Consider the following 25847-nt stretch of genomic DNA (forward strand, 5'->3'; position numbering starts at 1 on the left):
CATGTATAAGCATTCTGGCTTTTTATTTTCTTATGTTTTCGACAACGATAACCTTTTATCGGTCCATATGCCCCTTATCCTTTTGGTCTTCAAAAATTGGAGTCAATTTATCCTTCCCGGTATTTTGTAGGTTCACTTCGATCTTTATCGATTTAATCGTGTCATCTTCTAATGGAATTTCTCCGTCTTTTTGAATTTCCTTCCACTTTTTAATGTCTTTTCGATAAAGGGTTTCAGAAAGTCTGAATAGATCGACTTTCTTTTCTTTTGCATATTTATAGGTGTATTTGATTTCCTTTTTGAGAATACGCTTTAATTCTCTTTCATATTCCTTAGGTGATGAATCCACCTTCATCGTCTCGATGCTCGATTTAAGTTTCATCTTGATGTGAAACCGTACCTTTCCATCCTTCTCTATAACCGGTTTCATTTTAACCTTTTTTTCGTAAACAATGACAGAAGTGTCCTGCCTGGTCCCCGGGAAAAGTGTAACACTATCGCGAACAAAGTTCTTATTTACCAGTCTTGCCCCTTTCATAGCACGAGTAGGAAAAATGGTTTTAATCTTATTTTCTGAAATGACTGCAATGCTATCCAACAGCAAGTCTTTCTTTTTTTCTTTCTGGCCGCTCCATTGTTTTGTCACTTTCATTCGGGGAATGGAAACAAAATAAGCTGGTTCGTCCATTTCAATGATAAGTTCCCTCAAGTTTATGGGTGGTATAAATGAGCTTTGCTTATAGTTCCCCTCGGGATCGCTTAATTTAGAAAAAGCCAGGGAAATATTTTCGATAGGAGCAACCAGCATTGCTTCTTTAACTGATTCCTTGGTCATATAAAAGAAAATGCGGTAACGCGTTTCACGATAGCGGTCCAGAAAATCCACTGTCTTTTTGAATCCCCCTGCATTAAGGGCTTCATCAGAAAAAATGACAAACGAAAGATGACCCCAATAAATGCGACGATCTGACGTATGATATAAATCGAAAATGGCTTCTTCCAGTGTATCCCCGGTTCCAGTTCCAACATCACTCGCATTTTGTGAACTTGGATCGCCACCCGCTTCGGTTTTAGCCAATCCCTGTAAGTTGATGATTTGAAGGTAAACGACGACCTTGCCGTCCTTATAATCGACTCCAACCCCATGGGCATATACAAGCCGTTCCGGTTCATTCGAATCCCAACACCCAGAAAGAAAGATGATAAGCACCAGTAATGGGATGAACTTGTACTTCATTTTTTTTCATCATCCCCTTTCCTCGTGGAGTCTTTTGGCGCAATGACGGTAGGCCTTCTTTTATCGAAAGTGGGGGGAACTCTAAAAAGGGTTTTAAATATATTGGTTGGACTTAAGTTAGCGGTCACTTCCAAGTAAGGGACCCCTAATATTCGGATATTACTCACGTATGCACATAAAAATAGAGCAAGAAGGAAAAAAGCGAACAGACCTAAAAAGGACGCAGAAGCAATCGAGAGAAGCCGGACCAAACTGATGACCCCTATGATGGATTGGTTAACGAGCGTGAAGGTGGCTACCGCTGAGCCTGCAATCACGACCAGCATGGCGGGGCTTGTCAATCCAGATCGGATTGCAGCATCTCCGATAATTAAGGCGCCGAGGACACTTAATGTTGGACCAATCGAACTTGGAAGGCGCATGCCGGCTTCCTTGAAGATTTCAAATACGATGACCATGGTTATGGCTTCGAGTGCAGTGGGAAGCGGTAATCCCCGCCTCGATTCAACGACAGTGGCAAGAAGGATCAAGGGAAGCTGATCTTGATGAAACGTAGTTAAGGCAACCCAAAAACCCGGTAAAAGCGCAGCAACAAAGATTCCGAAGATACGAAGTCCTCTTTCAAAGGTGGCGTAGGTTGATGTATATTCATTATCTTCTGAGGTCTTTAAGATAATAAAAAGGTTGATAGGAGTGATCATGGTATAAGCAATCCCATCGATGAGCAACAATATCCTCCCTTTTAATAGGCACTGTACCGCAAAATCAGGCTTTCCTGAATAGTGATGCCTCGGAAAAAGGATAGCAGGTTTTTCCTCGATCAATTCCATGAATTGATTCCCACTATAAATTCCGTCGACATCAAGTGATTCGATTTTCTTGGAAAGTTGATCCACCATCTCGGGATTAGAAATATCATCCATATATAAAAGAGCTACTTTGGTCAAGGTACGTCTGCCTACTTCAAAATGCTTCACACTTAAGGAATTGGTGCGCATCCGCTTCCTGATCAAAGCGACATTGACTGATAAATCCTCTATGAAATTATCCCGAGGTCCTTTAATGGTAACTTCAGCTGATGTCTCCTCGGGACTACGTTGTGGACGGTTCGCTATATTGGAAGATAATAATCGATTCGTACCTAATACATGGATGATCAATTTTCCCGAGTATATCTCGGCAAATAGTTGTTCCGTTGTCGTCAATTCTGTTAACTGTGGGAGGTGAAGGGAGGATTTTAAGTCCTCGACCGTAATCTTTCCTTTTTTATATTTCTGGAAAAAAAGAGTCAACCTCTCGAACACAAGATTATTCAATAATTCATTGTCGATCAACCCTTCACAGCCAATTAATGTGACTTTAACAGGGGCATCATCACGATAGAAAGCGTTTTGAAAAAAAACATCCTCAGAATTTCGGAAAACCTCTTTCAAATATTCTTCATCTGTACGAAGAGGCTCTTTGGTAACCGAGTCTTGCTTAATCGGTTTGGATGCTTGCTTTTCCTTTTTGTTGAACATCGGATTTGGTCCTCCTTTTTCGGCGATTTTTGAAAAAAACGAAAAGGCTCAATAGAATGGACACCGCTAAAAAGTAATAGAAAGTTCCAGGCATGATAAATGTTTTAATGATGAAATATAAATCGATATCACTGATTCTATATAAATTAGAAATGATCAAGACCAGGGAAAAAATGATGAGTAGAATCGTTTTATTCCGCTTCTTTTTAATGGAAAGGACTTCGATGGATAGAAATAGTAAAAAGGAGACCCTTATAAAAGCACCGGTTAACCATTGATAAATCGACAGAAAGTCAAGGTGCTCGATGAAGCGGCCCAATGTGACCAACCCCCATTGCTCAAATGCAGGATATTTTTGTCTGGCAGCTTCCTTCGGTCCAAACTCGGTAATCGATCCGATAAGCGGTCCCAGTATGAGTAAAGTAAGGATTAAGGCATTGAAGAAAAACACCTTATATTTTAACGGTCCATGAACTTTTTGCTGCATGAACAGAAGCGCCATCAATTCTATCAATCCGGATAAAGGATAGATGATACCGGAAAAAACGGGTTTCCACCCATGTTCCAGCACCGGTCTCAAAAGTGTATAGTCCTTGAATTGAATATTGGTGAAGGCGACAAACAATCCGAATGCAATGACTGCAGTCAATACGAAGGTATTCACGATGGCGATCGTTTGTATGTTTGTATTTGCGAGAAAAAAACATAATCCCGTGAATAGGATGATTTCAATGAAGGGAGGGGTAACCGGTAAGTAGGATACCTTGGTCCATACCACCATCTCTTTCAATGAGACTGCCGCTAATATGACGAAGAGCATGCTTAGGGAAATCGCTAGTACCTTCCCAGGCAGCTTGCCAATGTTCATTTCGACCCATTTGAAAACATTTTCATGTGCCGTGGCTTTGTGAATAAAGTACAAAAGCACACACCAACCCACAATGAGAAAAAAGGAAATAAGGACAGTGATCCACCCATCCCGTTTTGCAGCCGGTAATAAATGAGGGAGGATTGTCACATGATTCTTTAAACCGACAGCAGTCATTATGATCAAAGATAGTTGTACAGTTGAAATTTTCCCGTTTTTTCTCATCTTTGTTTACTCCTTTACTATCATTCTTCGTTTAGTTATCTCCATTTCATTCCGGAATATCCAATAGTGGACGTTTCTCCTTTTTTGGAAGAAGGTTACTTACCGAGCATAAAAAACGGAGTGCTTCATATAGATGATACATAGAGCAGATAAAAGCCTGTAGTGTGAAAAATCGGTGGGAACCCCTTTGAAATCCATTGTTGAATGAGTGAAGGAGGGAAAGTTATGGACGTGAAAAAGCGTCTGTCTTTTACCAATGGGGTGCAAACAGTATGTGAGCCTCCGGTCAAACAGATAAACCCTACCAGTAAGAGACTAGATGGTTCCTATAATACGGAGGAATTGCTGGAATTATTGGGGAGACTGCCTGCTTTTGCGCCTAAACCTGTTTGTAAGTTCACCATTAATGGCCGCACTCTATTCGGAAAGTTGGAACAAAAACAGGAATCCAGTCTTTTTATCAGGCATCATTTTGGTAAAGAGGTCGTCAAATACCATATAGAGCAGCTTCAATCCGTGGTTATCTTGAAATATTAGGAGGATTTGCATGTCAGAAAATAAAAATGATAAAAAATCAAAACCTTTACTATATGTCGATCAAGTAGAAGTGAAGGCCCAAAGAGGGAACATGCAAAGTGATTACCGGACAAAAAGAAAAAAGAAAGAAGTGTCAGCAGAGCCTGGAGTAGTCGAAGATGACCGAAAGACTCAAAAAATAGAAAAGATAAAACAGGAGTTCGGTGTGTACGAGGCAATGAAGGAAATTGAATCGGAACTGAGTGAAATAAAAAAAATAACGGACCAATACGTACCTGAACCAGAACAAGAACATGCGCCCGTAGAGACTAATGAGGAAATTCCTATAGATCTTGAACCAGAAAAGAAAAAAACCAAAAGGAAGAAAAAGGTGGAGAAGGTTTCGACAACTGACCTCATAACACGCCTTTCCCAACATAAAGGATACCCAAAACCAGTTTGTGAAGCAGTTATCCATGGTGAAACGGTTAGGTTTCAAGTCATGGGGATGAGGGGGGAGTCGGTAAAGATCAAAAGGGGGAACCATATCCGGTTCGTCAGATTGCCGGATATAATGAATGCTACTATTATTGAAGAGTCCAATTAGTGAAGGAGCAAAATATACATGTTTCTCTCGCAGTCTGATTTGACAATCGTGCTTCTATTAGGTCTAGCTTCATTTAGGCTTACTCGATTAATCGTTTTTGATAAAATAACCGAACCTTTGCGTCGTCCATTCTTTAAAGAAATTGAAGAAAAAGGTGAAGATGGGACGGCTGAAGTTTACCTAGTTCCAAAAGAAAAGGGATTGAGTGGTTGGATTGGTCAATTGCTTAGTTGTTTTTGGTGTGTAGGTGTGTGGTCCAGCCTCTTTCTGGTCATCCTTTATCTTGAGCATGTGTTCATGGGGCAAGTATTGATCTTGGTCCTTGCCGTTGCTGCAGTCGGTTCCATAATTGAAGTGATTATCAGTAAAATTATGGATATTTGACGGAGTACAACTTGTCTTTTTTATCATATAGTATGGTATAGATGATAAAGGAGGGTCACAAATGAATTATAAACAGAATCCATGGCAGTATGCTGCGAAACCAATCAAAAAAGATCAGCCTGTCAAAATTAAAAAAGATTGTGGCTGTAATAAAAGCAAAAAAAACAAAGCCTATTAAATAAACGGAACCCTTCCTCTTTGGAAGGGTTTCTTTTATTTCCTAATCCTACCATTCATAAAAAATGGGATAAACAAGAAGATAATAATAGAACGTTAAATTAGGATGTGATTCTATGTTCAGAAAACGGAGAATTTTATATGTTAGCTGGATGTCTCTAGCAGTCATTATGCTCCTATTAACTGGCTGCAGCAGTAAAGATGATGGGAAAACAGAAGGATTGGCTTTAATCAAGCGAACGAATCCGGAACCGATGGATATCATTCACGGAGAAGATGAAGAAGATGAAAAAGGACTCATTACGAAAGTTAAGGAGATGGTAAGTGATGAAGACGAAATTTATGATGTGATCGTTGTCAAAAATGGTAAGAAAATCCTCGTGGCTTATAAAGTAAAGCATCTACAGCGTTTTCATATGAAAAAAATCGATAAAAACGTGACAAAAAAATTGGAAGACAAGTATCCAAAGTATAAATTTATCATTTCCAGCGATTATAAAATCTTTTTGGAGTCAGTAAGGTTGGATGAATTGCTTAAGGAAAAAGATGTACCAGAAAAGAAAGCGAAAAAGAAATTCAAAGAAATAGTTGAGCTTCATAAGGAATTAATATAAGAAGGCGAGGTTTCAAAGTATGAGCGGAAAGGAAAAGACGACCCCACAGCAAGATGAATATAAACAGCTTCAAGGCAAGCACGAGATTAAAAGGCCTGTCTTGACCAATTGTCTAAAAGCTTTTTTGGTAGGCGGTATTTTCTGCATAGTGGGACAAGCCATTTCTTATTTCTATATTTACTTCTTTAATTTCACGGAGCAGACGGCCGGGAGCCCAACCACTGCAACCATGGTATTTCTTGCTCTTTTAATGACGGGCTTCGGATTTTATGACCGGATTGGGCAATTTGCTGGAGCTGGTAGTGCCGTACCTGTTACTGGCTTCGGTAACGCGGTCATCTCAGCGGCCATCGAGCATCGTACGGAAGGATTCGTCCTTGGTGTGGGTTCCAATATGTTTAAATTGGCGGGATCGGTCATTCTATTTGGTGTATTTTCCGCTTTCGTCGTGGCTTTAATCAAAACGATTATTCAGATGATAGGGGGTTAATCGATGCTAAAGGGGAGACAAACTTGGACGTTCGCTAATAAACCAATCATTTTAAGTACGGGTGTAACGGGCGGACCTTTTGAAGCAAATGGTGAAATTCCGGGTGACTTTGACATTCTGTACAGCGACCTGTGGATGGAGCAGGATTCGTATGAAAAGGCCCATCGTCATTTGATGGAAAAATCAGTGGAGATTGCCCTGCAAAAAGGGGGAATTGAAAAGGAACAAGTGCAATTTTTTCTGGCAGGGGATTTAATCAACCAGATTACACCCACCAGTCTGGCAGCTAGAACCAATGGGATTCCGTACTTCGGTTTGTTCGGTGCTTGTTCTACATCGATGGAAGGTCTTGCCCTGGCAGCCTTCATCACCAATTACGGTGGGGCTAACTATGTGCTGACAGGGGCGTCTAGTCATAATGCAGCCGTCGAAAAACAATTCCGTTATCCAACAGAGTATGGGGGACAGAAACCACCTACTGCTCAGTGGACGATAACCGGTGCGGGGGTAGCTTTGGTGACTCCAAATGGTACGAGGCAGGAGGCATACCCTCATGTTGTTTCCGCTACCATTGGAAGAGTCATTGACATGGGGTTGAAGGATCCTTTCAATATGGGGGGGGCAATGGCACCCGCTGCCGTAGATACGATTATCGCTCATTTCAGAGACACGGGTCTTACCCCTGACCATTATGACTTGATTGTCACTGGTGATTTAGGGCAGATAGGAAGGTCCACGGCGTTGGATCTTTTGAAGGAAAAAGGATGTAGGATCAACCAGGAAAAATTCAAAGACTGTGGATTGATCATTTATAAAAAGGATCAGCCTGTTTTAGCTGGTGGAAGTGGTGCCGGTTGTTCCGCAGCCGTGTTATACGGTCATTTATTAAATGAAATGAGTCAGGGGAAATATAAACGGATATTATTGATTGCAACAGGGGCATTATTGTCACCGTTAACGTATCAGCAAAAAGAATCGATTCCGTGTATTGCCCATGCGGTGGCCATTGAGTATGGGACAAATACATGAAAAAGGAGAGATTAGGATGTTAGCAATGTTTTTTTGGGCCTTTGTCATCGGAGGCTTGATTTGTGTAATCGGCCAGCTTTTATTCGATTTGGCTAAGCTAACCCCGGCACATACACTAAGCTTATTCGTTGTAATAGGAGCCATACTGGGAGGCTTCGAGTTATATGAACCGCTTGTAGACTTTGCAGGGGCAGGGGCGACTATTCCCATTGTTTCCTTTGGGAATTCCCTGGTGAACGGAGCCATGTTGGAAGCAGAAAAACATGGAATCGTCGGTGTCCTTACAGGAATGTTTGAAATCACAAGTTCGGGTATCTCAGCAGCTATCATCTTTGGATTTATCGGTGCTTTGGTGTTTAAACCGAAAGGATGAACCATTCATAAGAAATAGGCATGACGATTAGGACATGGCCTATACATATTGTCCCACCTTACATATATTATCAGTGAGCTCAATTTGAGAGCGAGGTGATTGTAATATGTTTGGTTATGGTGGCTACGGATGTGGTGGTTGCAATGAAGGCTATGGCTATGGATATGGAGGCGAAGCATACGGTGGCGGCGGATTTGGCGCTGGATCCACGTTCGTTTTGATCGTAGTATTGTTTATCCTATTAGTTATTGTCGGGGCTTCTTTCTGTTAGTGTAATTGGAATAGGCTGTATTTGCCTATTCCTTTTTTTATTGATTTTTATGGACCTTGCACATATCCCTCATCCTTCCATAAGATAGATACAGAAAAGGAGGGGCTTAGGCATGGATAATAATTTGTTTAAAAACATAGAAGGAAAAACGGGTGTAAACATGAAGGATGTTATGGAATTGGCAAACTCACTACAGGGTGCCAATTTTAAAGATGAAACGACTGTCAGGAATGTAATTAAAAGGGTATCTCAAATAGCCAATAAACCAGTCAACAAGGAAATGGAAGACAAAATCGTACATTCTATCGTTGCTGAGGGAAATAAACTGGATTTCGGGACAATTTCCAATATGATGAATAAAAAATAGTAAGCGAAACAGGAGCCTGCAGTATTGCAGGCTCCTGTCTGTTTCCCTGGATATCTTTAAAGATTCAAGAACCTGGATGGGTGGGCCGTCCTTCCACGTCTCGTTTGCGGGACAGAGATATAAAGATTCTTTTTGGCCCGGGTCGCCGCCACATAAAGCAATCTCCTTTCCTCTTCAAGAGGACCAAGTTCACCCTTACGATACGAATCCAATGCAAAGTCATGGGGAAGGCTGCCATCAACCGCAGCCAGAATATAAACAGATTGATATTCAAGGCCTTTAGAGCGGTGAATCGTCGTGAGCTGAATGGCATCTTTAAAGTGCTTGGATAGCTGTTTCACTTCCTGAACCATGGCAGTCATATGATCGACATGGTCGAGGAAGGAAGCGACTGTGGGAAACCGATTAGCCGCTACTTTCAAATCACGAATATCATCCGAACCTTTTTCCAAGTTGGCTTCATTTCCCCTTTTCTTTACATACTCTTGATAGCCCAAATCCTTCTCGATGACTTCTAAAGCCACGAGCGGGGACATGGTCTTTATAGAACGGATTTGTGCCGGTATTGCTTTTAACTTACGTTCTTGAAAGGCATGTCCCGTTTTTACAAAAGCAAAAGCATCGATAAAGTCACAATCTTGCAAGATCGTCTGGGCTTTTAGCTCCTGTAGGACACTCTGCTTTAAAAACAAGGAAGAAAGGACGTCAGAAGCGGCCTTGCTATCCTGAGGGTTCAGGCTTAAGCGCATGAATGCAAGCATGCCATGGATGACCCGCCGTTGATAAAAAGAATCCGCATCCTTTTCGATCACGAAGGGAAGGTTGGAAGATGCCAGTCTTTCAAAAATGGCACGCGACATCGTATGGGTCCTGTAAAGGATGGCGAAGTCACCAGGATTGGCACCCTTGGCTATTTTTTCTTGTATATCGGTCACGATCATCGTCGCTTCGAGCTCTTCATCATGCGGATAGAATAACACAGCTGGATTGCCTTGATTATGTTGTGCCCGCATCGATTTATCCATCCGATGCTGATTTCGTTTTATCATTCTATTTGCCGTAGCAACAATCTCATGGGAAGAACGGTAATTTTCGGTCAACTTCACGACTTGCGAACCAGGGAAGTCATGGTTGAAATTCAGGATATATTTTGGATCACTCCCACGGAATGAATAGATGGCTTGATCGTCATCACCAACTGCACAAACATTTTTTGTTTCCGCTGAAAGGAGTTTTATCAACTCATATTGAACTTTATTAATATCCTGAAACTCGTCCACTAAAAAATAGCGGAACCGTTGTTGATATTTAAATAACAAGTCAGGGTGGCTCTTCAAAAATACGTAGCAACCTACCAACATATCATCGAAATCATATTTACTTGTTTGTTCTTTATATGCTTCATACTTTTTATAAAGGAATAGACAGGATTTCTCCCAATCATCATTCGGTTTGACATCGTCAGGAAAAATCAATGAGTTTTTCCAGAGGCCGATTTGCTGAAGTGCCTGATCATAGGCAAATTCCTTTTCATCAAGCTCCAACTCCCGACCGGCCTGCTTCAATATTTTTTCTTTTTCCCAATTCCACTTCAACAGGAAGTCCCGTTGCCACTTTGCAGGCTCATGAAAAATCAGGATTTTATAAAAGATGCTGTGGAAGGTGCCACTAACAATTTGAGAGACGAGGGAAGGGGACATATAAGGGTAGCTGATTAGCCGCTGCTGCATCTCCTTTGCGGATTTCGCTGTAAAGGTTACAAGCATAATGCTTTTAGGATTTATTTTTTCTACAGTTAGCATATAGGCAGTCCTTACCGTCAATACTCTGGTTTTACCGCTTCCAGCCCCGGATAAAACAAGGACGGGACCTTCTATCGTTTTTACTGCTTTTAACTGTTCGTCATCAAGCATGATCCCTTTTTCAGATAGTTCCTGAAAGTAAGGGTCCAAAAGTTCTGTGCGGACGGAAGGTTTATCCAAATAGGGAGGATTGCCTGTAATGGTCCGACTTTTCAAAAATGGTTCGATAACAGTCTTCGTTTCGGTAATGGTACGTGATTTAGGAATTCTGAATCCGTTTTGTTCCATGTATTCTAAAGGTTTAGTTTCAGGTTTTGATATAGGATTTGGCATTTCACAAGCAGGTCGTGAAGGGTCACTGTGATAAAAGTAAGGTGTTTCATGAATGCCAATGAATAATTTCACTGGATTATCACATATGACACAAGAGAGCTGATCACGTTTTCCTTTTTCAAAGAGTGTCTGCAGCTCACTAGCCGAAACAGTAAGTAGATGTACGATTTCATTTCCCGATTTTGCTTGATTCATATAAATGGATACCTCAAATCTATTAAAAATATCGGCAATCTCCATTTTACCAGAGAAATAGAAAAAAAGAATCCGGAAAAGATGTTTCGTTTCATTCTGGATTGGGTATGTAAAGGACAAGAGAACCTATATAGTGAGGAGGGTTAATGATGGGATACATAGCGCCAGTAACGCAATTCGAATACATTCAATACGCAAACCGGACAGTAGAAGCGGAGAGAAAGCCAAGAATCGTTGATGGAACGACACCCATTCAGCCAATTCGTTTTGACCAAGTGCTGGAAGACGAAACGAAGCGGTCGGAAAAATTTGACCATGTCACGAATATGAATCAGGACAGATCACCTGGAGCAGGTGCGTATAAGAATCATTTACTAATGAGGGCCCAAGAGGAAATCACGGCCGAAATGACAGGAAAAGGAGGATATGTAAACGAAATGGTCTAAAGCTTCAATAGAAATACAAAAGGACACATTTATGTGTCCTTTTTGTGTTCACTCTTAAAGAACGTCTAATTCTACAATTAGAGCTAATAATAATTGTAGTAACAATTGAATGTTAACGGCGATTTGAGCATCGGTTGTAGTAATTTCGATATCACGGCTGTTTTCAACAATTGTTTTTTGACGTGTAATTTGTTTAACATTAGAAGATTGAATCAACTCTTGAGTAATGCGGTCGGCTTGGTCAGAGTCTGCAATGGAAATGCTGACGATGACAGCGATGGCTGCTTGGATTGCCGTCTGTAAAGAAAGGGCCGCTTTAACATCTGTAGAGATTACTCTTACATTACAAGAATCTTTAATGTAAACAAGCTCTTCAGATAGTTGGAGTTGCGAATTATCCTGTTTAGCTTCTTGTTCAATTTCGTTTGCAGATTCTTCACAGAATGATGTTAGGGGATGGTTGGTGTTATTGTCTAGAGCCGACCATGATCTTTCAGAATGTTTTGTTGTATTGCAATTGTTGCTATGATATACATTTTGGTTCATGTCGTTTTTTCCTCCTTAGGGTTTAATTCCCTATTAAAATATGCTATGCATGTAAATTTGGTTGGACGAATAAATCAATTCATTCGTTTATTTTCAAATATTTTTTTGAAGAGTTTGTGCGAACGGATGAAGCATCATGGAATGAAGTGTTCATAATGAATGGTAAAGAAGCAAGGTCCAGTCTGCGCTTCATACCGAAAAGAGCGTAATTGAATAGGAGGAATGTTAGTTATTTGTCTTTGATATCGGAATAACTAGTGTGGTGAGAATTTGTGACGGGATTCACATCGTTTTCTGTAATGCTTTTCTCTTGATTGATAAGCATTTCAGATTGTTTCTGTAAAAACTGTATGGTCTCTTTTAAGTGACTTCTTTCTTTATCACTCAAATCAACTTTATCCTTTTTGACACCGTGCTTTCTCAAAGTCCTTGAAACGAGTAGTTCCATTAACCTTTTTTGAGATTCATCCATGTTGAATCCATTGTTACTCATAAAATTTCCCTCCTTCTTGCTTTCTATATATAGACTATGTTTATTTGTGAATATTGACATAGAATGGGAAGGGATTTTTACGAGAATGGTATATATAAAAAAACGCTGTCCCCTGTGGAAATTCCAAGGGAACAGCGTTTTTATTAGGAAATCTTTTTTTTCATCGTTTTATGGGGAATCCCTGCATCCATAAATTCCTCGGAAATGATTTCATACCCTAATTTCGAGTAAAAGGGGATGGCATGTAATTGAGCATCGAGCTTCAATTGAGAGATGTCATGAGAAATCGCAAATTCTTCAATGGCATTCATGATCAGGGCACCAGCCCCAGTTTTACGGGAGTTAGAGAGTACACAGATGCGCTGGACCTTACCGATCCCGTCAATGATTCGAAATCTCCCCGCACCAATAGGCTGCTCTTCATCGTTATATAAAACAAAGTGGGTGGAGTCTTCTTCATATTGGTCAATCTCTTCTTCAAGTGGGACATGTTGTTCCTCTACAAACACTCTTTTTCTTATGGTGTAAGCATATCCACGTTCTTGCTCGTTTTCAACAATTTTTACAAACACGAAATTATTCAGCTCCTAAACGAAATGTTTCATATACAGTCCATGTTCCATCTTCCAATTGATACAATAAATGAATTCTTTTGACATCTTCTTCATGGCTTACATCAAGCATGCTTAATTGACCTAAAACATCCGAATGTTCGTTATCAGATAGATCTTGTGCAATCGTTATATGTGGAACGAAAGCATGTTCTGTTTCATTTTTGAAGAAATTCTCATCATGAAGCATTTCGTGTAAGTCTTCAAGTTCCTTTGACAGCTCCACTTTAAAATAAATGGTGTTGCTGACGGGTTGGAAGGATTTCGCTTTCGTCACATTTAAGGAGAAAGGCTGGAACTTCCGTGCAATGTCTTTCAAGCGTTCTGCGATTGCTGAAATTTCCGTTTCAGTCGCTTCAAACGGTTGTTTAAGTGTGAGATGTGGTGGAATGAATGCGTACTTTGTGTCATACCGTTTCCGGTAGGAGTTTGCTAAATCTTGAAGTTTTTTTGAAGGGAAAATTGCAACACCATATTTCATATTGTTACCTCCTAAGATTATAATTTAATTTTTCGAAAACTCTAGTCCAAATGCATTTTTTAACCATTCTAACCGAGATTAAAACATTTCCAGAAGGGCCCTTTTTAAGTCTGCCTGCCAAAACTTCCACGTATGATTCCCTTCAAATTCTTCATAGAAGCAAGGGAATCCTTTTTGTTTTAACAATTGATGCAGTTCCCGGTTGGGTTCTATGAAATTTGCCCGGTTCCCATCTGTAGTGGGAACGTCAGTCTCTTCGGTTCCAATCACATGATACAGTTCGAGGAGATGAGGATTCTCAAAACTACGGACAGCATTCATCACTTCTTCATTGGCAAGCGGAGACTGCATGATGCATTTACCGAATGTATGTGGATATTTAAGTGCAGCGAGCAGGGAAACCGTGCCACCAAGAGAATCCCCCATTAATGCCCGGCCATGTCCCATTTGATAGGTTGGGAATTCCTCATCTAAAAATGGAACAAGTTCATGGGCCAGAAATCGTATGTAGGCTTCGTGCTGTTCACCATCAGGATGATATTTCCGTCTACGGTCAAACCGATCTTTATAGGGAATGCCGACGATTATAATATTCTCAATCTCGCCATTTCCTAAAAGTTCATCAGTCACACGACCTATTCGACCCATTTGAAAATAATCTCGACCATCTTGAGCTATGACAAGCGTATATTTATAAAGTGGTGAAAAATTAGCCGGTAAATATACAAGTAGCTCTAATTCCTCAGATAACGCCTCACTTCTAAACATATATTCTTTTATCGTGCCTTTGCGTAAACTCATTTACCGCACCTCTATGAATTTATAATGAAAATAATGTTCTTAGTTATTTTAGCATAGCCATCCTTCTTTTTCCTGTCTGAAGGATATAGAAAAGTGATTTTTCTTTTATTTTCCAAATATTTAGAATGTTTAATGGTATAATGGAAAGATATCAAAAAAAGGGGAGGCAGATAAAATGGCAGATGTACGCGTCCATAGCAGGGAAGTTACAAGAGCGGCTAAACAAACATTACTAGATCGTGGTGTAAGTGTGGAGGCTATTGCAGAGATTGTCTTTGAACTACAATTCCCTTATAAAGCTGATTTGAAATTAGAGGAATGTATTAGAAGTGTTGAAAGGGTGCTTTTAAAGAGAGAAATTCAACATGCCATTTTAGTTGGTGTTGAACTTGATCGACTGGCAGAACAAAAGAAGCTATCGGAACCGCTTCAATCCATTGTCGAATCGGATGAAGGTCTGTTTGGAGTGGATGAAACGATTGCCTTTGGTGCCGTACTTGGTTATGGAAGCATTGCCGTGACAACCTTTGGACATTTGGATAAGAATAAAATAGGCGTCATTCACGAATTGGATAAGAAGCAAGAGGGAGTCGTGCATACCTTCCTCGATGATATTGTTGCAAGCATTGCAGCAAGCGCTGCCTCAAGATTGGCACACCGTCTAAGAGATGATGAAGAATCTTTAACTGAACAAGAAAAGGATATACAGGAAGAAGAGGAATTAATCGGATAAGTTTGGAACAATCAATGATGCGTTAGGTAGTAATCGGGATTATCCTGACCTATCATACCTGGACTTAATAAGGCGGGCAGAGAGGATGTTTTCTATTTTAAACGTTCGTTTTGTCCGCCGAAGAAAGCAAAAGGCACGGATATAACCTGAATATACTTCAAGAACTTCAATTCTGCGCTGTGTAATCTTTCCATTTTCAGATAGGTAAATGATTTCTAAAGGAACCTTTTCATCCATATGTTTCCGAATGATATATTTCATTCCGCTGGCCTCCGTTTCTATCTTTCTTGTTTATATTATATGCGAACATGCGTTTGTTATGCAAGAAAATAAAGAACGTTTGTTCTTGTCTTGTTCCATATCTTTTATTTAAAGGCAAACGCTAAACTTTTTTTAAATAATTCGTTGACTTTTGTCGAAAAGAACTTATAATAAATTATGTACTTAAGTAACAGAGCAAGCCAACTATTACATACGACTTGTTAGCTCAGTGGGAGAGCACTTCCTTGACAGGGAAGGGGTCGTGGGTTCGAATCCCTCACAGGTCATCCAACGGCGTAAGCATTGTACAATCAATGTTTTCGCCGTTTTTTATTATGGTTTTACTGGATGATCCTGAGAAACATATAGGATTCTTTTTAGAGTTCTACTGGTGGGGATGAGCTCCTCTTTCCTTCATTAATGGTGAACCGGGGAATGTAGCCATAACTAAATATTGAAAAGTGTGGTTATTGGAATAAATGGCAGGTTATAAATAAGTGTAAATCGTTGTTTTTCGCTTATATGAAGCATAGAATGAAATATCTAACGATCAATGTGTACAAAAAGAAATGAAATGTTTGTTCTTTTTTCTAAAATTTTTAATGGGAGTTTGTATAAATGAGTAAACAAATTTTTTTAGATCTTCAGGGAATTGTACATCCAAGTAATGTGAGAATGAATGAACCGCTACATCAATATACGTTTACAAAAACAGGTGGCAAGGCAGATTTCTTCGTAATGCCTACAAACTATCAAGAAGTCCAAGCGATATATCTTTATGCGCTTAACAACCATTTACCCTTAACCATCGTGGGGAATGGTTCTAATATGATTATTAAAGATGGGGGCATACGCGGTATCGTCATGACCCTTATTGATATAGCAAGCATGGAATTGGAGGGTAATAAGCTCACCGTTCAAAGTGGTGCTGCTATCATTCAAGCCTCCCGATACGCGTTACAAAATAGTCTAACTGGTTTAGAGTTTGCTTGCGGGATCCCCGGTTCTGTTGGAGGGGCTTTATATATGAATGCAGGGGCATATGGTGGAGAAGTTTCAGATGTACTACAGGAAGCCCTGGTCATCACCCGTTCTGGAGAATTGCAGACTTTGAAAAAGGATGAATTAGAACTGGGCTATCGTTCTAGCCGTTTTTCAAAAGAAAAACTACTGGTATTAGAAGCTACCTTCTTATTAAGAAAGGGAGAATACGAAGACATTAAAAGTAAAATGGATGATTTTACTTTTCAGAGGGAATCTAAACAACCGCTTGAATTTCCGTCTTGTGGAAGTGTCTTCAAACGTCCGCCTGGACACTTTGCAGGTAAATTAATCCAGGATAGCGGGTTGCAAGGGAAGCAAATCGGTGGAGCTCAAGTTTCCACTAAACATGCTGGCTTTATCGTAAATGTTGGTTCCGCGACAGCCACCGATTATTTGGAACTCATTCAATATGTTCAAGACACCGTTAAAAGTAAATTTGACGTGGAGCTTGAAACCGAAGTGAAAATAATTGGAGAAGACTAATATCCTAAAAAAGACTTTCATCAGAAAGTCTTTTTTTCTTTGTTATCAGATCCTTTGATAAAAAGGTACTAATTATAGAACGAAATGATATGTATTGATAAAGATAAAAGTGTACGAGTTACCAAAAGGGGGAAGTATACCTTTAAGTTAAGGGGAACAAGTTATAGAAGGAGAGGGATATATGTGCTTAGAAGGAAAGAAAGTAATCAGTCTTGTGCATCATGATTTCGAGGATTTGGAGCTTTGGTATCCGATTTTAAGATTGAGGGAAGAAGGGGCCATCGTCCATCTTGCCGGAGAAAAGGCAAATGAGACGTATATTGGTAAATATGGTGTGCCAGCCGATTCAGATTTTGATTATGGCAGCATCAAAGCGGAAGACTATGATGCGATTCTTGTTCCAGGAGGCTGGGCACCTGATAAGATTCGTCGGTTTCCTGAAGTAATTTCTCTGATTCAGAGTATGGAAGAAAGCAAGAAGCCGATTGGCCAAATATGCCATGCGGGTTGGGTCTTGGTTTCGGCAGGAATTTTGCAAGGGAAGAAGGTGACAAGTACGCCCGGAATCAAAGATGATATGGAGAATGCCGGGGCACATTGGATGGACGAACCTGTTGTGGTGGACGGAAACCTGGTATCGAGCAGACGTCCACCGGATCTTCCCGATTATTTACGGGAATTGATTCGGGTAATTGAAGAGAAATGAAACAAAAAAGTGGTTTTTCCTGAGGGAGAAATCACTTTTTGTTTCATATAAACTTATTAATTTATGTGATTCAAATTTGTTTTCAAGAAATTTTCGATTACATGGGCCGATACCCCTAATGAAGGGGAATAGGAAGATAAATCAGAAAAGCTGATATGCAATTTTTCTTGATTGAACTGGAGGGCATGGCTTTCAACTACCTTCACTATGGAATCCCTTAACCAGTCCTTGGCCATAGCTAGGCGGTTTCCGATAATAATCTGCTGAGGGTTGAAGGTATTGGAAATATTGCTAATGCCAATCCCAAGATATTGTCCAATTTCTTTGAAAAGGTCACGGATTCCATCATTATGGCTTGCCTGATCAACCAATGATTCAAGCGTGGTTTCTTCCAACTGGAAAAGTGATGATGCCCGTTCAATCAATGCTTTTTCGGATGCGTATAATTCCCAGCAACCCTTGCTTCCACATTTGCAGGGCTTTCCATGAACGTCAATGATCATGTGGCCCATTTCTCCGGAAAATCCATTCGCTCCGCGGTACAGTTCATTTTGCAGGATAATGCCGACCCCAATGCCCATACCCGCGCTTACGTAAACAAGATGTTCATGGCCTTTGCCGGCGCCAAATTTCTTTTCTCCATAGGCCCCGGCATTTGCTTCGTTTTCTATGATGACAGGGAGACCAAACTCTTCTTCCATGTCTTTTTTTAGGCCAACATTCTTCCAACCTAAGTTCGGAGCAAGCAAAATTTCCCCTTTGTTATTAACGATTCCAGGAATACCAATTCCGATTCCTACCACTCCGTAATAGCTTTCGGGGGCAGTTTTTATTAAAGATTGAATCATTTCTTTCATACGATCAAAAGTTTCTTGGTAGTTTGCATTATTCGTATTCCTACTAATTTCCCCTATAACGTCACCATTGAGATCAGTAAGTATACCTAACATATAATTTACTCCAAGATCTATTCCAATCGAGTAGCCGGCCTTTTCTTGAAACAACAACAGGACTGGACGTCTTCCACCGCTAGACTCTCCTGGCCCTGATTCAATGCAAAGATTAGCTTCCAATAATTCATTGACGAGAGAAGAAACAGTCCCCTTAGTGAGTCCGAGATGCTGAGAGATATCTGCCCGAGATATCGGTGCACGTTTCAGGATAGTTTCTAAAATGGCCTGCTTGTTATTCACTTTCATTAGTTGTTGGCTCCAGGTCATCTTTCTACCTCCTCTAATAATAATTCATTTTAGGTAAGTTTTATTATAACAAAAAAAAGTCAAAACACTTAGTATATTCATTAGACAAACTAAGTTATTGCTGGTATTATATTTTTATAAATAATGGAAGCGATTCCAATTTGATTCTATTTAAGGAGGAAATACAACTATGGGTTATTTTGAAACAATCAGTCAAGTAAAGTTCGAAGGTTCAGAATCTTCAAATCAATTTGCCTTTAAATATTACAATCCGGAAGAAATGATTAACGGAAAGACGATGGAAGAGTTTTTACGCTTTGCCGTTTCGTACTGGCATACATTCACTGCAGATGGTACAGATCCATTTGGACAACCAACAATGCTCCGTCCATATAATAAATTTACGGGAATGGACCTAGCAAAGGCACGTGTGGAAGCTTCCTTTGAATTTTTTGAAAAAATGGACGTTCCATTCTTCTGTTTCCATGATGTCGACGTCGCTCCTGAAGGAGACACATTGAGGGAGACAAATAAGAACATGGATGAAATTGTGGCCATGATCAAGGAATACTTGAAGACTAGCAAGACGAAATTACTTTGGAATACGGCGAATATGTTCTCTAATCCTCGCTGGGTTCACGGTGCAGCAACTTCACCGAATGCGGATGTATTTGCCTATGCGGCTGCGAAAGTGAAGAAAGGATTGGAAGTAGGGAAGGAGTTAGGTTCAGAAAATTATGTATTCTGGGGCGGACGTGAAGGCTACGATACGCTTCTTAATACGAATATGAAGTTAGAACTGGATAACTTGGCCCGCTTCTTCCATATGGCCCTGGATTACTCCAAAGAGATTGGTTTCGATGCCCAGTTCTTGATTGAACCAAAACCAAAGGAACCGACGAAGCACCAATATGACTTCGATGTCGCAACGAGTCTTGCTTTTCTACAGACGTATGGCTTGAAGGATCATTTCAAATTCAATATCGAGGCAAACCATGCAATATTGGCAGGCCATACATTCGAACATGAATTGCATGTTGCCCGTACTCACGGGATGCTTGGTTCCGTCGATGCAAACCAAGGGGATACGTTGCTTGGATGGGATACGGATGAATTCCCGACTGACTTGTATTCAACGACGTTGGCGATGTACGAAATCCTTAAAAACGAGGGTCTTGGAACAGGCGGTCTGAATTTTGATGCGAAAGTAAGACGGGGATCTTTCGATTACGAAGATTTATTCCATGCGCATATTGCTGGAATGGATAGCTTTGCGATTGGTACTAAGGTTGCGAAAAAGTTACTTGAAGACAAAGTATTGGAAGATTTCATTGCGGATCGTTACAGCAGTTACACCGCCGGAATCGGCTTGGAAATTGTTGAAGGGAAAACAGATTTTCGTAAGTTGGAAGACTATGCACTTGGTCTTGATGAAATCCAAAATAAATCGGGCAGACAAGAATACTTAAAAGGCATATTGAACAAATACATTCTTAAAGCAATTGCAGAATAAAAGGTGAATGGAGGGAGGAACTAGCATACGATTTATGATTGGATTCATGTATAGTCATATCTTCTAATTCAAGTAGAGGGGGTTATGGAGAAGGAGTTTAATTGGTGAAAGAAAAGAAACTGCTGGAATTACCTTGGCTTTTTTCTTTTACGGGTTTATTCTAACTCTATGAAACTATGAAAAAAAATCGTAACTCACTTTATATTTTTTCACTTACACTAGTAGCGGCACTTGGTGGATTGCTATTTGGATATGATACGGCTGTAATATCCGGGGCGGAAAAATCCCTAGAAGCCTACTTCATTACGAGTTTAGGTCTCGGGTCTTTAGCCCACGGGGCAACGACCTCAAGTGCATTGATTGGGTGTATCATCGGAGGTTTGCTGTCCGGGATGATCTCAAGTAGACTCGGGCGTAAGAATTCATTAATCCTAGCTTCTCTGTTATTCTTTTTTTCTGCTTTAGGGTCCGCTTATCCGGAGTTTTTATTTTTCACAAAAGGCGAACCGACGCTAGCGTTATTGCTCACGTTTAACCTATATCGGATTATAGGCGGTATTGGAGTGGGTTTGGCTTCAGCAATCGTCCCTATGTATATAGGGGAGATTGCTCCTGCTGATATCCGAGGTAAATTGGTATCCTTTAATCAATTTGCCATCATTCTTGGGATGTTAGTCGTGTACTTCGTTAACTGGGCCATCGCTAATGGGCAATCAGTAGAATGGATCAATGACATCGGTTGGAGATACATGTTCGCTTCGGAAGCAATTCCGGCTCTATTGTTTGGTCTGCTCCTGATATTTGTTCCAGAAACACCACGATATCTTGCGTTGAAACATCAAAATGATAAAGCACTGGCAATATTAACAAAGATTAATGGAGCTGTTGAGGCAAAGTCCATTTTTAATGATATTAAACAAACGGTGAATGTATCCAGTGGGAAATTATTATCTTACGGTAAACTAGTAATCGTCATAGGCATTCTCCTATCTGTTTTCCAACAATTTGTCGGCATTAATGTTGCTTTGTATTATGCTCCGCGCATTTTTGAAAGCATGGGAGCAGGAAAAGATGCTTCGATGATGCAAACCATCATTATGGGAATTGTAAACGTTATCTTTACTGTTATTGCCATCATGAACGTGGATAAATGGGGACGAAAACCATTACTCGTAGTCGGTTCCATAGGAATGGCCATAGGAATGTTTGGAGTAGCAGGAATGGCGTACGCCAATGTGATTGGGATTAGCACGTTAGTATTCATTATTGTATATACGGCTTCATTCATGATGTCGTGGGGACCTATTTGCTGGGTATTGATTTCAGAAATATTCCCGAACAAAATTCGAGGCCAGGCCGTTGCCATCGCTGTTGCAGCCCAATGGATCGCCAATTACTTAATATCTGCCACATATCCTATGATGATGGAGTACAGTGGTGCTTTAACATATGGGTTCTATGGTTTAATGAGTGTTCTTTCGGCCATTTTCGTATGGAAGTTCATACCGGAAACGAAAGGAAAGACGTTGGAGGATATGGAAAATATCTGGACGAAATCGGCTTGACAATAAAGAATACGTTTCATTATGATGTGCTGGGTCCCAAAAGGATTTCCAGCACATTTTTCTAAATTGAATAGAGGATGGTGGAACATGAAATATGTCATCGGCGTGGATTTAGGGACGAGTGCGGTAAAGGTTTTATTGATGAATCAACAAGGAAAGGTGTGCGACGAGATTTCAAAGTCATACCCCCTCATACAGGTACAACCAGGGTTCAATGAACAAGATCCCAAGGGATGGGTTGATAAGACGACAGAAGCGCTCAGTGAGTTAGTCAGGAAATTCGATGGGGACACAAATGACATTGAAGGAATTAGTTTTTCCGGGCAAATGCACGGTCTTGTTTTATTGGACCAAGAAGGGAATGTCCTTCGAAATGCGATTCTATGGAATGATACAAGAACAACGGAACAATGCCGTCAAATTTATGAATGTATTGGCGAGAAAAGGCTATTGGAAATCACAAAAAATCAGGCGCTTGAAGGATTTACCCTACCGAAATTGCTTTGGGTCAAGCAATATGAACCGGAAATCTATCATCAAGCAGATGTCTTCCTGCTACCAAAAGACTATGTTCGTTATGCGATGACAGGAAAAATACATAGTGAATATTCCGATGCTGCTGGAACTCTTCTAATGGATGTGGCAAAAAAACAATGGAGCGGTGAAATGCGTGAACTTGTCGGTGTCGACGTAACACTATGTCCGCCTTTGGTAGAATCGAGTGAGTGTGTCGGAGAAATCACAGGAGACTTTTCAGTCCAAACGGGTTTGGCGAAAAAAACAAAAGTGTTTGCCGGAGGGGCCGACAATGCATGTGGTGCAATCGGGTCGGGCATCCTTTCCGTGGGGAAAACGCTTTGCAGTATCGGTACTTCTGGTGTGGTTCTCTCCTATGAAGAAAAGAATGACCGTGATTTTGGAGGAAAAGTTCATTATTTTAATCATGGTGAAGAAAATACTTTTTACACAATGGGTGTGACCTTATCTGCAGGGCATAGCTTAAGCTGGTTTAAGGATACTTTTGCAAGTGGGGAAGAATTCGATACGGTTCTGAAGGGTGTTGCTAACGTTCCAATAGGGGCAAATGGTCTATTATTTACCCCATATATATCTGGCGAGAGGACACCATATCCCGATGCGACCATTCGTGGAAGCTTTATTGGCATGGATTCTTCTCATAAGCGAATTGATTTTGCTAGGGCTGTCCTTGAAGGCATTACTTTCTCTTTGAATGAATCCATCGACATATTCAGAAAAAACGGGAAGTTGATCGATACGGTCATATCCATTGGTGGAGGAGCAAAAAATGAAACGTGGCTACAAATGCAGGCTGATGTTTTCAATGCGACGATCGTTAAATTATCAAGTGAACAGGGCCCGGCAGTTGGTGCTGCAATGCTTGCTGCATATGGTAGCGGCTGGTATGATTCGTTGCAAGCATGTGCAGAGGTATTTATTTCAGAAGAAAAGTCCTATAAGCCGATAACGGCTAATGTCGAAAAGTATGCCTTGCTATTTGATGTGTACAAAAAGGTATATAATCAGACAAAGGAACTGAATGAAGAGCTGAAGATTTTCCGCAATCATTAGTCCAGAATGAGCGAACGAGGTCAATTCTTCCAGGAAGAGGTATTCTTTCGCTTTATATAGAAGAAAAAATGAATAATCCTGAAAGAAGTAGCTGTCATTTGATAGCTACTTCTTTTTATGTGAAAGGATGGATATGTTTACATGGTATTGAAGCATCTTCCTACCCCCATACTACTATGGAAAATGAATACCGGAGGTCTGTCTTGAGAAAGATTTGGGGAATTTTCATAGATGATATAAAAAGTATTTATAAAAATTTATTTGTGTGTATCGTTATTATTTTTCTTATGTTGATCCCTTCCATTTACGCTTGGTTTAATATTGTTGCTTCTTGGGACCCATACGCAAATACGGGAGGAATCCTCGTAGGGGTTGCCAATAACGATAGGGGAGCGGAGTTGAATGGTGAATCGATAAATATAGGAGAAGAAGTGGTGCAAGGGTTAAAGGGAAATTCAGACCTTGGCTGGAGATTCACGACGGAGGATGAAGCCATTTCAAAAGTGAAGAATGGGGATTACTACGCATCTATCATCATTCCAGAAAACTTCTCTGAGCATATAGCGACCATCATGACGGAGGATCCCATCAAGGCCGAAATCGATTATTACGTAAACGAAAAAATCAATAGCATCGCACCGAAAATGACGGCGGCAGGAGCCAATAGCATTGTGGACAATGTCAGCAAAAGCTTCGTTAAAACGGCCAGTGGAAGTATACTCTCCATTTTTAATGAACTGGGAATCACGTTGCAAAACGAGCTTCCGACGATCCAAAAAATGAAGAATATGGTGTACGTTTTAGAAGGGGAGTTGCCTGAGCTTGAACAAAGTATTAACACAGTCCATAAGCATGTGACTAAAGCTGAGGACATAATTGTAAAGGTCAACGATAGTCTGAAAGCGGTAGAAAATATTACATCACAAAAAGAACAAATGGTATCCAATGTTTCCGTTTATGTTGATTCAGCCCAAGCGGCTTTTCATGCCATTAATCCACTCCTAGAAGATGACCTTGCAATAGTAAGGAGTGATAATGAATCGGTTATAGGAATAGCCGACCGATTGAAGGAGCAAGGTTTAACCGACGATGAAGTATATGAACTGACAGAAGAAGGAAGAAGTAGACTGAAAAAGGATAGGTACTTATTAGAAAGTATCTATAATCTATTGGTGAGGGTCAATCAGTTCAATGGGAAAAACGTGTTACAACAAGAGATATATTCCGTAAATGAGTTGCGCGAAAATACGTCAAACCAACTGCAGGCATTGAATGAACAAGCCTTTGATTCACTTACTGGTCATGGGGAAAGCAACCTTAGTGTATTGAACGAACTGCAAACCGATTATCAAGAAGATACAGGGGTGAAATTTGAAAAGCTAGGGAATGAAGCACATGCACTTTTAGAAAAAGTGGAAATGACACTGGAGGAAGGGGGACAAGCCCTTCCTGAGGTTAAAGCACTATTGGGAGAGAGCAATCAAACCTTATTATCACGGATAGAGGAAATCGATAGGTTACAGAATAACTTTCCAGAGGTTGAGAACAAAATCCGAGGGCTTGCTAATAAAATGAGAGAGATAGACAAGAGTTATAATATCGAGGATGTCATTCGTTTTTTGCGAAATGATATTGAGAAAGAAAGTGACTTTTTTTCAGAACCCGTCCTTCTTAATCAACATAGTCTTTTCCCAATTCCTAACTACGGTTCGGCGATGTCGCCATTCTTCACAGCTCTTTCGCTTTGGGTAGGGGGGACAGTATTAATCTCGATACTGAGCGTGGATATTTCTCAACAAATGTATAGTCCATATCAGATATATATAGGAAGGTACATAATTTTCTTAATTATTGGATGCATGCAGGCATTAATCGTATCCATAGGGAATCTTCTTCTTCTCGAAGTATATGTTGCAGATAAATGGGAGTATGTCTTGTTTTCTGTATTGATTAGTGCAGTATTTACATTACTTGTATACACATTTGTATCCGTTCTTGGAAATGTAGGCAAAGGGATCAGCGTGATTTTGATGGTCCTTCAAATTTCAAGTTCCGGTGGGACCTTCCCCATTCAAGTGACACCGCCTTTTTTTCAACATATCAATCCTTTCTTGCCATTTACCTATGCCGTTAGCTTACTTCGTGAAGCTGTCGGTGGAATCACTTGGACTACTGCTACAAAAGATATTCTGGTGTTGTTACTCTTTATCTTGATTACCCTTTTATTGGGTGTGATCCTGAAGAAGCCTTTTCACCGTCGAACACAAAAAATGAAAGATAAATTATATCGAAGCAGACTTTTTTAAATCATCCTTTGCATATGAAATAAAGAAAAGGTTTCTGGACGCAGGAACCTTTTTTTGTATA

At 40.3% G+C, this 25847-nt stretch carries 28 protein-coding genes and 1 tRNA gene; 18 read left to right on the forward strand and 11 right to left on the reverse strand.

The features are described 5' to 3' along the window. Positions 1–55 precede the first annotated feature (55 nt). Genes ACIQXQ_RS04880 through ACIQXQ_RS04890 form a run of 3 tightly spaced genes read right to left on the reverse strand, consistent with a single transcriptional unit; the run spans position 56 to position 3850 of the window. Positions 56–1237, reverse strand: coding sequence for a Ger(x)C family spore germination protein (locus ACIQXQ_RS04880; RefSeq protein ID WP_402867806.1), 1182 nt, complete (start codon positions 1235–1237; stop codon positions 56–58). Further along, positions 1234–2757, reverse strand: a complete 1524-nt coding sequence (locus ACIQXQ_RS04885) for a spore germination protein (RefSeq protein WP_402955896.1) — start codon at positions 2755–2757, stop codon at positions 1234–1236. Before ACIQXQ_RS04885 ends, ACIQXQ_RS04880 begins: the two co-directional genes overlap by 4 nt. After that, positions 2717–3850, reverse strand: coding sequence for a GerAB/ArcD/ProY family transporter (locus tag ACIQXQ_RS04890; RefSeq protein WP_402955898.1), 1134 nt, complete (start codon positions 3848–3850; stop codon positions 2717–2719). Before ACIQXQ_RS04890 ends, ACIQXQ_RS04885 begins: the two co-directional genes overlap by 41 nt. A 225-nt stretch (positions 3851–4075) precedes the next feature. Between ACIQXQ_RS04890 and ACIQXQ_RS04895 the strand changes: the two genes are divergently transcribed. The 9 genes from ACIQXQ_RS04895 (at position 4076) to spoVIF (ending at position 8678) form a co-directional block, all read left to right on the forward strand. After that, entirely contained in the window at positions 4076–4387 is a 312-nt protein-coding gene (locus ACIQXQ_RS04895; protein WP_402955900.1) for a hypothetical protein, read from the forward strand. 10 nt (positions 4388–4397) lie between these two features. Continuing rightward, positions 4398–4973 (forward strand): hypothetical protein, encoded by a 576-nt coding sequence (locus ACIQXQ_RS04900; RefSeq protein WP_402955902.1) that lies wholly within the window; start codon positions 4398–4400, stop codon positions 4971–4973. 18 nt (positions 4974–4991) lie between these two features. Continuing rightward, positions 4992–5357 carry a DUF1360 domain-containing protein gene (locus ACIQXQ_RS04905; protein WP_402867811.1) on the forward strand — a complete coding sequence of 122 codons (366 nt, stop codon included), beginning with the start codon at positions 4992–4994 and terminating at the stop codon, positions 5355–5357. Positions 5358–5650: 293 nt separating this feature from the next. Next, on the forward strand, positions 5651–6148 hold the full coding sequence (locus ACIQXQ_RS04910) for a YhcN/YlaJ family sporulation lipoprotein (protein ID WP_402867812.1): 498 nt from the start codon (positions 5651–5653) through the stop codon (positions 6146–6148). 19 nt (positions 6149–6167) lie between these two features. Then, positions 6168–6638: a stage V sporulation protein AC gene (gene spoVAC / locus ACIQXQ_RS04915; RefSeq protein WP_402867813.1), complete on the forward strand. Its 471-nt coding sequence runs from the start codon at positions 6168–6170 to the stop codon at positions 6636–6638. A gap of 3 nt (positions 6639–6641) precedes the next feature. After that, on the forward strand, positions 6642–7667 hold the full coding sequence (spoVAD, locus tag ACIQXQ_RS04920; RefSeq protein WP_402867814.1) for a stage V sporulation protein AD: 1026 nt from the start codon (positions 6642–6644) through the stop codon (positions 7665–7667). A gap of 16 nt (positions 7668–7683) precedes the next feature. Continuing rightward, the gene (spoVAE, locus tag ACIQXQ_RS04925; protein ID WP_402867815.1) at positions 7684–8040 is read left to right on the forward strand and encodes a stage V sporulation protein AE; all 357 of its coding nucleotides are present in this window, start codon (positions 7684–7686) and stop codon (positions 8038–8040) included. A 106-nt stretch (positions 8041–8146) separates the two neighbouring features. Next, positions 8147–8311 (forward strand): YjcZ family sporulation protein, encoded by a 165-nt coding sequence (locus tag ACIQXQ_RS04930; RefSeq protein WP_402867816.1) that lies wholly within the window; start codon positions 8147–8149, stop codon positions 8309–8311. A gap of 112 nt (positions 8312–8423) precedes the next feature. Then, the gene (spoVIF, locus tag ACIQXQ_RS04935; protein WP_402867817.1) at positions 8424–8678 is read left to right on the forward strand and encodes a sporulation-specific transcription regulator SpoVIF; all 255 of its coding nucleotides are present in this window, start codon (positions 8424–8426) and stop codon (positions 8676–8678) included. Positions 8679–8734: 56 nt separating this feature from the next. On the opposite strand, the gene ACIQXQ_RS04940 is transcribed toward spoVIF, so the two are convergent. Next, on the reverse strand, positions 8735–11008 hold the full coding sequence (locus tag ACIQXQ_RS04940; protein ID WP_402955904.1) for an ATP-dependent helicase: 2274 nt from the start codon (positions 11006–11008) through the stop codon (positions 8735–8737). A 149-nt stretch (positions 11009–11157) separates the two neighbouring features. Between ACIQXQ_RS04940 and ACIQXQ_RS04945 the strand changes: the two genes are divergently transcribed. Beyond that, on the forward strand, positions 11158–11454 hold the full coding sequence (locus ACIQXQ_RS04945; RefSeq protein ID WP_402955906.1) for a hypothetical protein: 297 nt from the start codon (positions 11158–11160) through the stop codon (positions 11452–11454). 54 nt (positions 11455–11508) lie between these two features. On the opposite strand, the gene ACIQXQ_RS04950 is transcribed toward ACIQXQ_RS04945, so the two are convergent. From ACIQXQ_RS04950 to ACIQXQ_RS04970, 5 genes are all read right to left on the reverse strand, one after another. Continuing rightward, positions 11509–12000 carry a spore coat protein gene (locus ACIQXQ_RS04950; RefSeq protein WP_402955908.1) on the reverse strand — a complete coding sequence of 164 codons (492 nt, stop codon included), beginning with the start codon at positions 11998–12000 and terminating at the stop codon, positions 11509–11511. A 229-nt stretch (positions 12001–12229) separates the two neighbouring features. Continuing rightward, positions 12230–12493: a hypothetical protein gene (locus ACIQXQ_RS04955; RefSeq protein ID WP_402955910.1), complete on the reverse strand. Its 264-nt coding sequence runs from the start codon at positions 12491–12493 to the stop codon at positions 12230–12232. Positions 12494–12636: 143 nt separating this feature from the next. Then, positions 12637–13065 carry a GNAT family N-acetyltransferase gene (locus ACIQXQ_RS04960; protein ID WP_402867822.1) on the reverse strand — a complete coding sequence of 143 codons (429 nt, stop codon included), beginning with the start codon at positions 13063–13065 and terminating at the stop codon, positions 12637–12639. Positions 13066–13069: 4 nt separating this feature from the next. Then, positions 13070–13585, reverse strand: a complete 516-nt coding sequence (locus ACIQXQ_RS04965; protein WP_402867823.1) for a YjcG family protein — start codon at positions 13583–13585, stop codon at positions 13070–13072. A 78-nt stretch (positions 13586–13663) separates the two neighbouring features. Continuing rightward, positions 13664–14386, reverse strand: a complete 723-nt coding sequence (locus tag ACIQXQ_RS04970; RefSeq protein WP_402867824.1) for an alpha/beta hydrolase — start codon at positions 14384–14386, stop codon at positions 13664–13666. A gap of 175 nt (positions 14387–14561) precedes the next feature. Between ACIQXQ_RS04970 and ACIQXQ_RS04975 the strand changes: the two genes are divergently transcribed. Further along, a complete protein-coding gene (locus ACIQXQ_RS04975; protein WP_402867825.1) occupies positions 14562–15119 on the forward strand; it encodes a phosphatidylglycerophosphatase A family protein in 558 nt (185 codons plus the stop codon). 39 nt (positions 15120–15158) lie between these two features. Here ACIQXQ_RS04975 and ACIQXQ_RS04980 read toward each other — a convergent pair whose 3' ends face one another. Beyond that, on the reverse strand, positions 15159–15380 hold the full coding sequence (locus tag ACIQXQ_RS04980) for a hypothetical protein (RefSeq protein ID WP_402867826.1): 222 nt from the start codon (positions 15378–15380) through the stop codon (positions 15159–15161). 215 nt (positions 15381–15595) lie between these two features. Between ACIQXQ_RS04980 and ACIQXQ_RS04985 the strand changes: the two genes are divergently transcribed. The 3 genes from ACIQXQ_RS04985 to ACIQXQ_RS04995 all read left to right on the forward strand — a co-directional run bounded on the left by ACIQXQ_RS04985 (position 15596) and on the right by ACIQXQ_RS04995 (position 17613). Next, a tRNA-Val gene (locus ACIQXQ_RS04985) sits at positions 15596–15667 on the forward strand. 331 nt (positions 15668–15998) lie between these two features. Further along, positions 15999–16907, forward strand: a complete 909-nt coding sequence (gene murB / locus ACIQXQ_RS04990) for a UDP-N-acetylmuramate dehydrogenase (protein ID WP_402955912.1) — start codon at positions 15999–16001, stop codon at positions 16905–16907. A 181-nt stretch (positions 16908–17088) separates the two neighbouring features. Then, positions 17089–17613, forward strand: a complete 525-nt coding sequence (locus ACIQXQ_RS04995; protein ID WP_402955914.1) for a type 1 glutamine amidotransferase domain-containing protein — start codon at positions 17089–17091, stop codon at positions 17611–17613. 56 nt (positions 17614–17669) lie between these two features. On the opposite strand, the gene ACIQXQ_RS05000 is transcribed toward ACIQXQ_RS04995, so the two are convergent. Beyond that, the gene (locus tag ACIQXQ_RS05000; RefSeq protein WP_402955916.1) at positions 17670–18833 is read right to left on the reverse strand and encodes an ROK family protein; all 1164 of its coding nucleotides are present in this window, start codon (positions 18831–18833) and stop codon (positions 17670–17672) included. Positions 18834–19002: 169 nt separating this feature from the next. On the opposite strand from ACIQXQ_RS05000, the gene xylA reads away from it, so the two are divergent. From xylA to ACIQXQ_RS05020, 4 genes are all read left to right on the forward strand, one after another. After that, on the forward strand, positions 19003–20325 hold the full coding sequence (xylA, locus tag ACIQXQ_RS05005; protein ID WP_402955918.1) for a xylose isomerase: 1323 nt from the start codon (positions 19003–19005) through the stop codon (positions 20323–20325). Positions 20326–20501: 176 nt separating this feature from the next. After that, complete coding sequence (gene xylE, locus ACIQXQ_RS05010; RefSeq protein ID WP_402867831.1) at positions 20502–21890, forward strand: D-xylose transporter XylE; 1389 nt, start codon at positions 20502–20504, stop codon at positions 21888–21890. Between the two features lie 87 nt (positions 21891–21977). Next, a complete protein-coding gene (gene xylB, locus ACIQXQ_RS05015; RefSeq protein WP_402955920.1) occupies positions 21978–23480 on the forward strand; it encodes a xylulokinase in 1503 nt (500 codons plus the stop codon). Between the two features lie 203 nt (positions 23481–23683). After that, positions 23684–25786, forward strand: a complete 2103-nt coding sequence (locus tag ACIQXQ_RS05020; protein WP_402955922.1) for a YhgE/Pip family protein — start codon at positions 23684–23686, stop codon at positions 25784–25786. The last annotated feature ends 61 nt before the right edge of the window (positions 25787–25847 follow it).

It is taken from the genome of Peribacillus sp. NPDC097198, assembly GCF_044762055.1.
Lineage (GTDB): Bacteria > Bacillota > Bacilli > Bacillales > DSM-1321 > Peribacillus.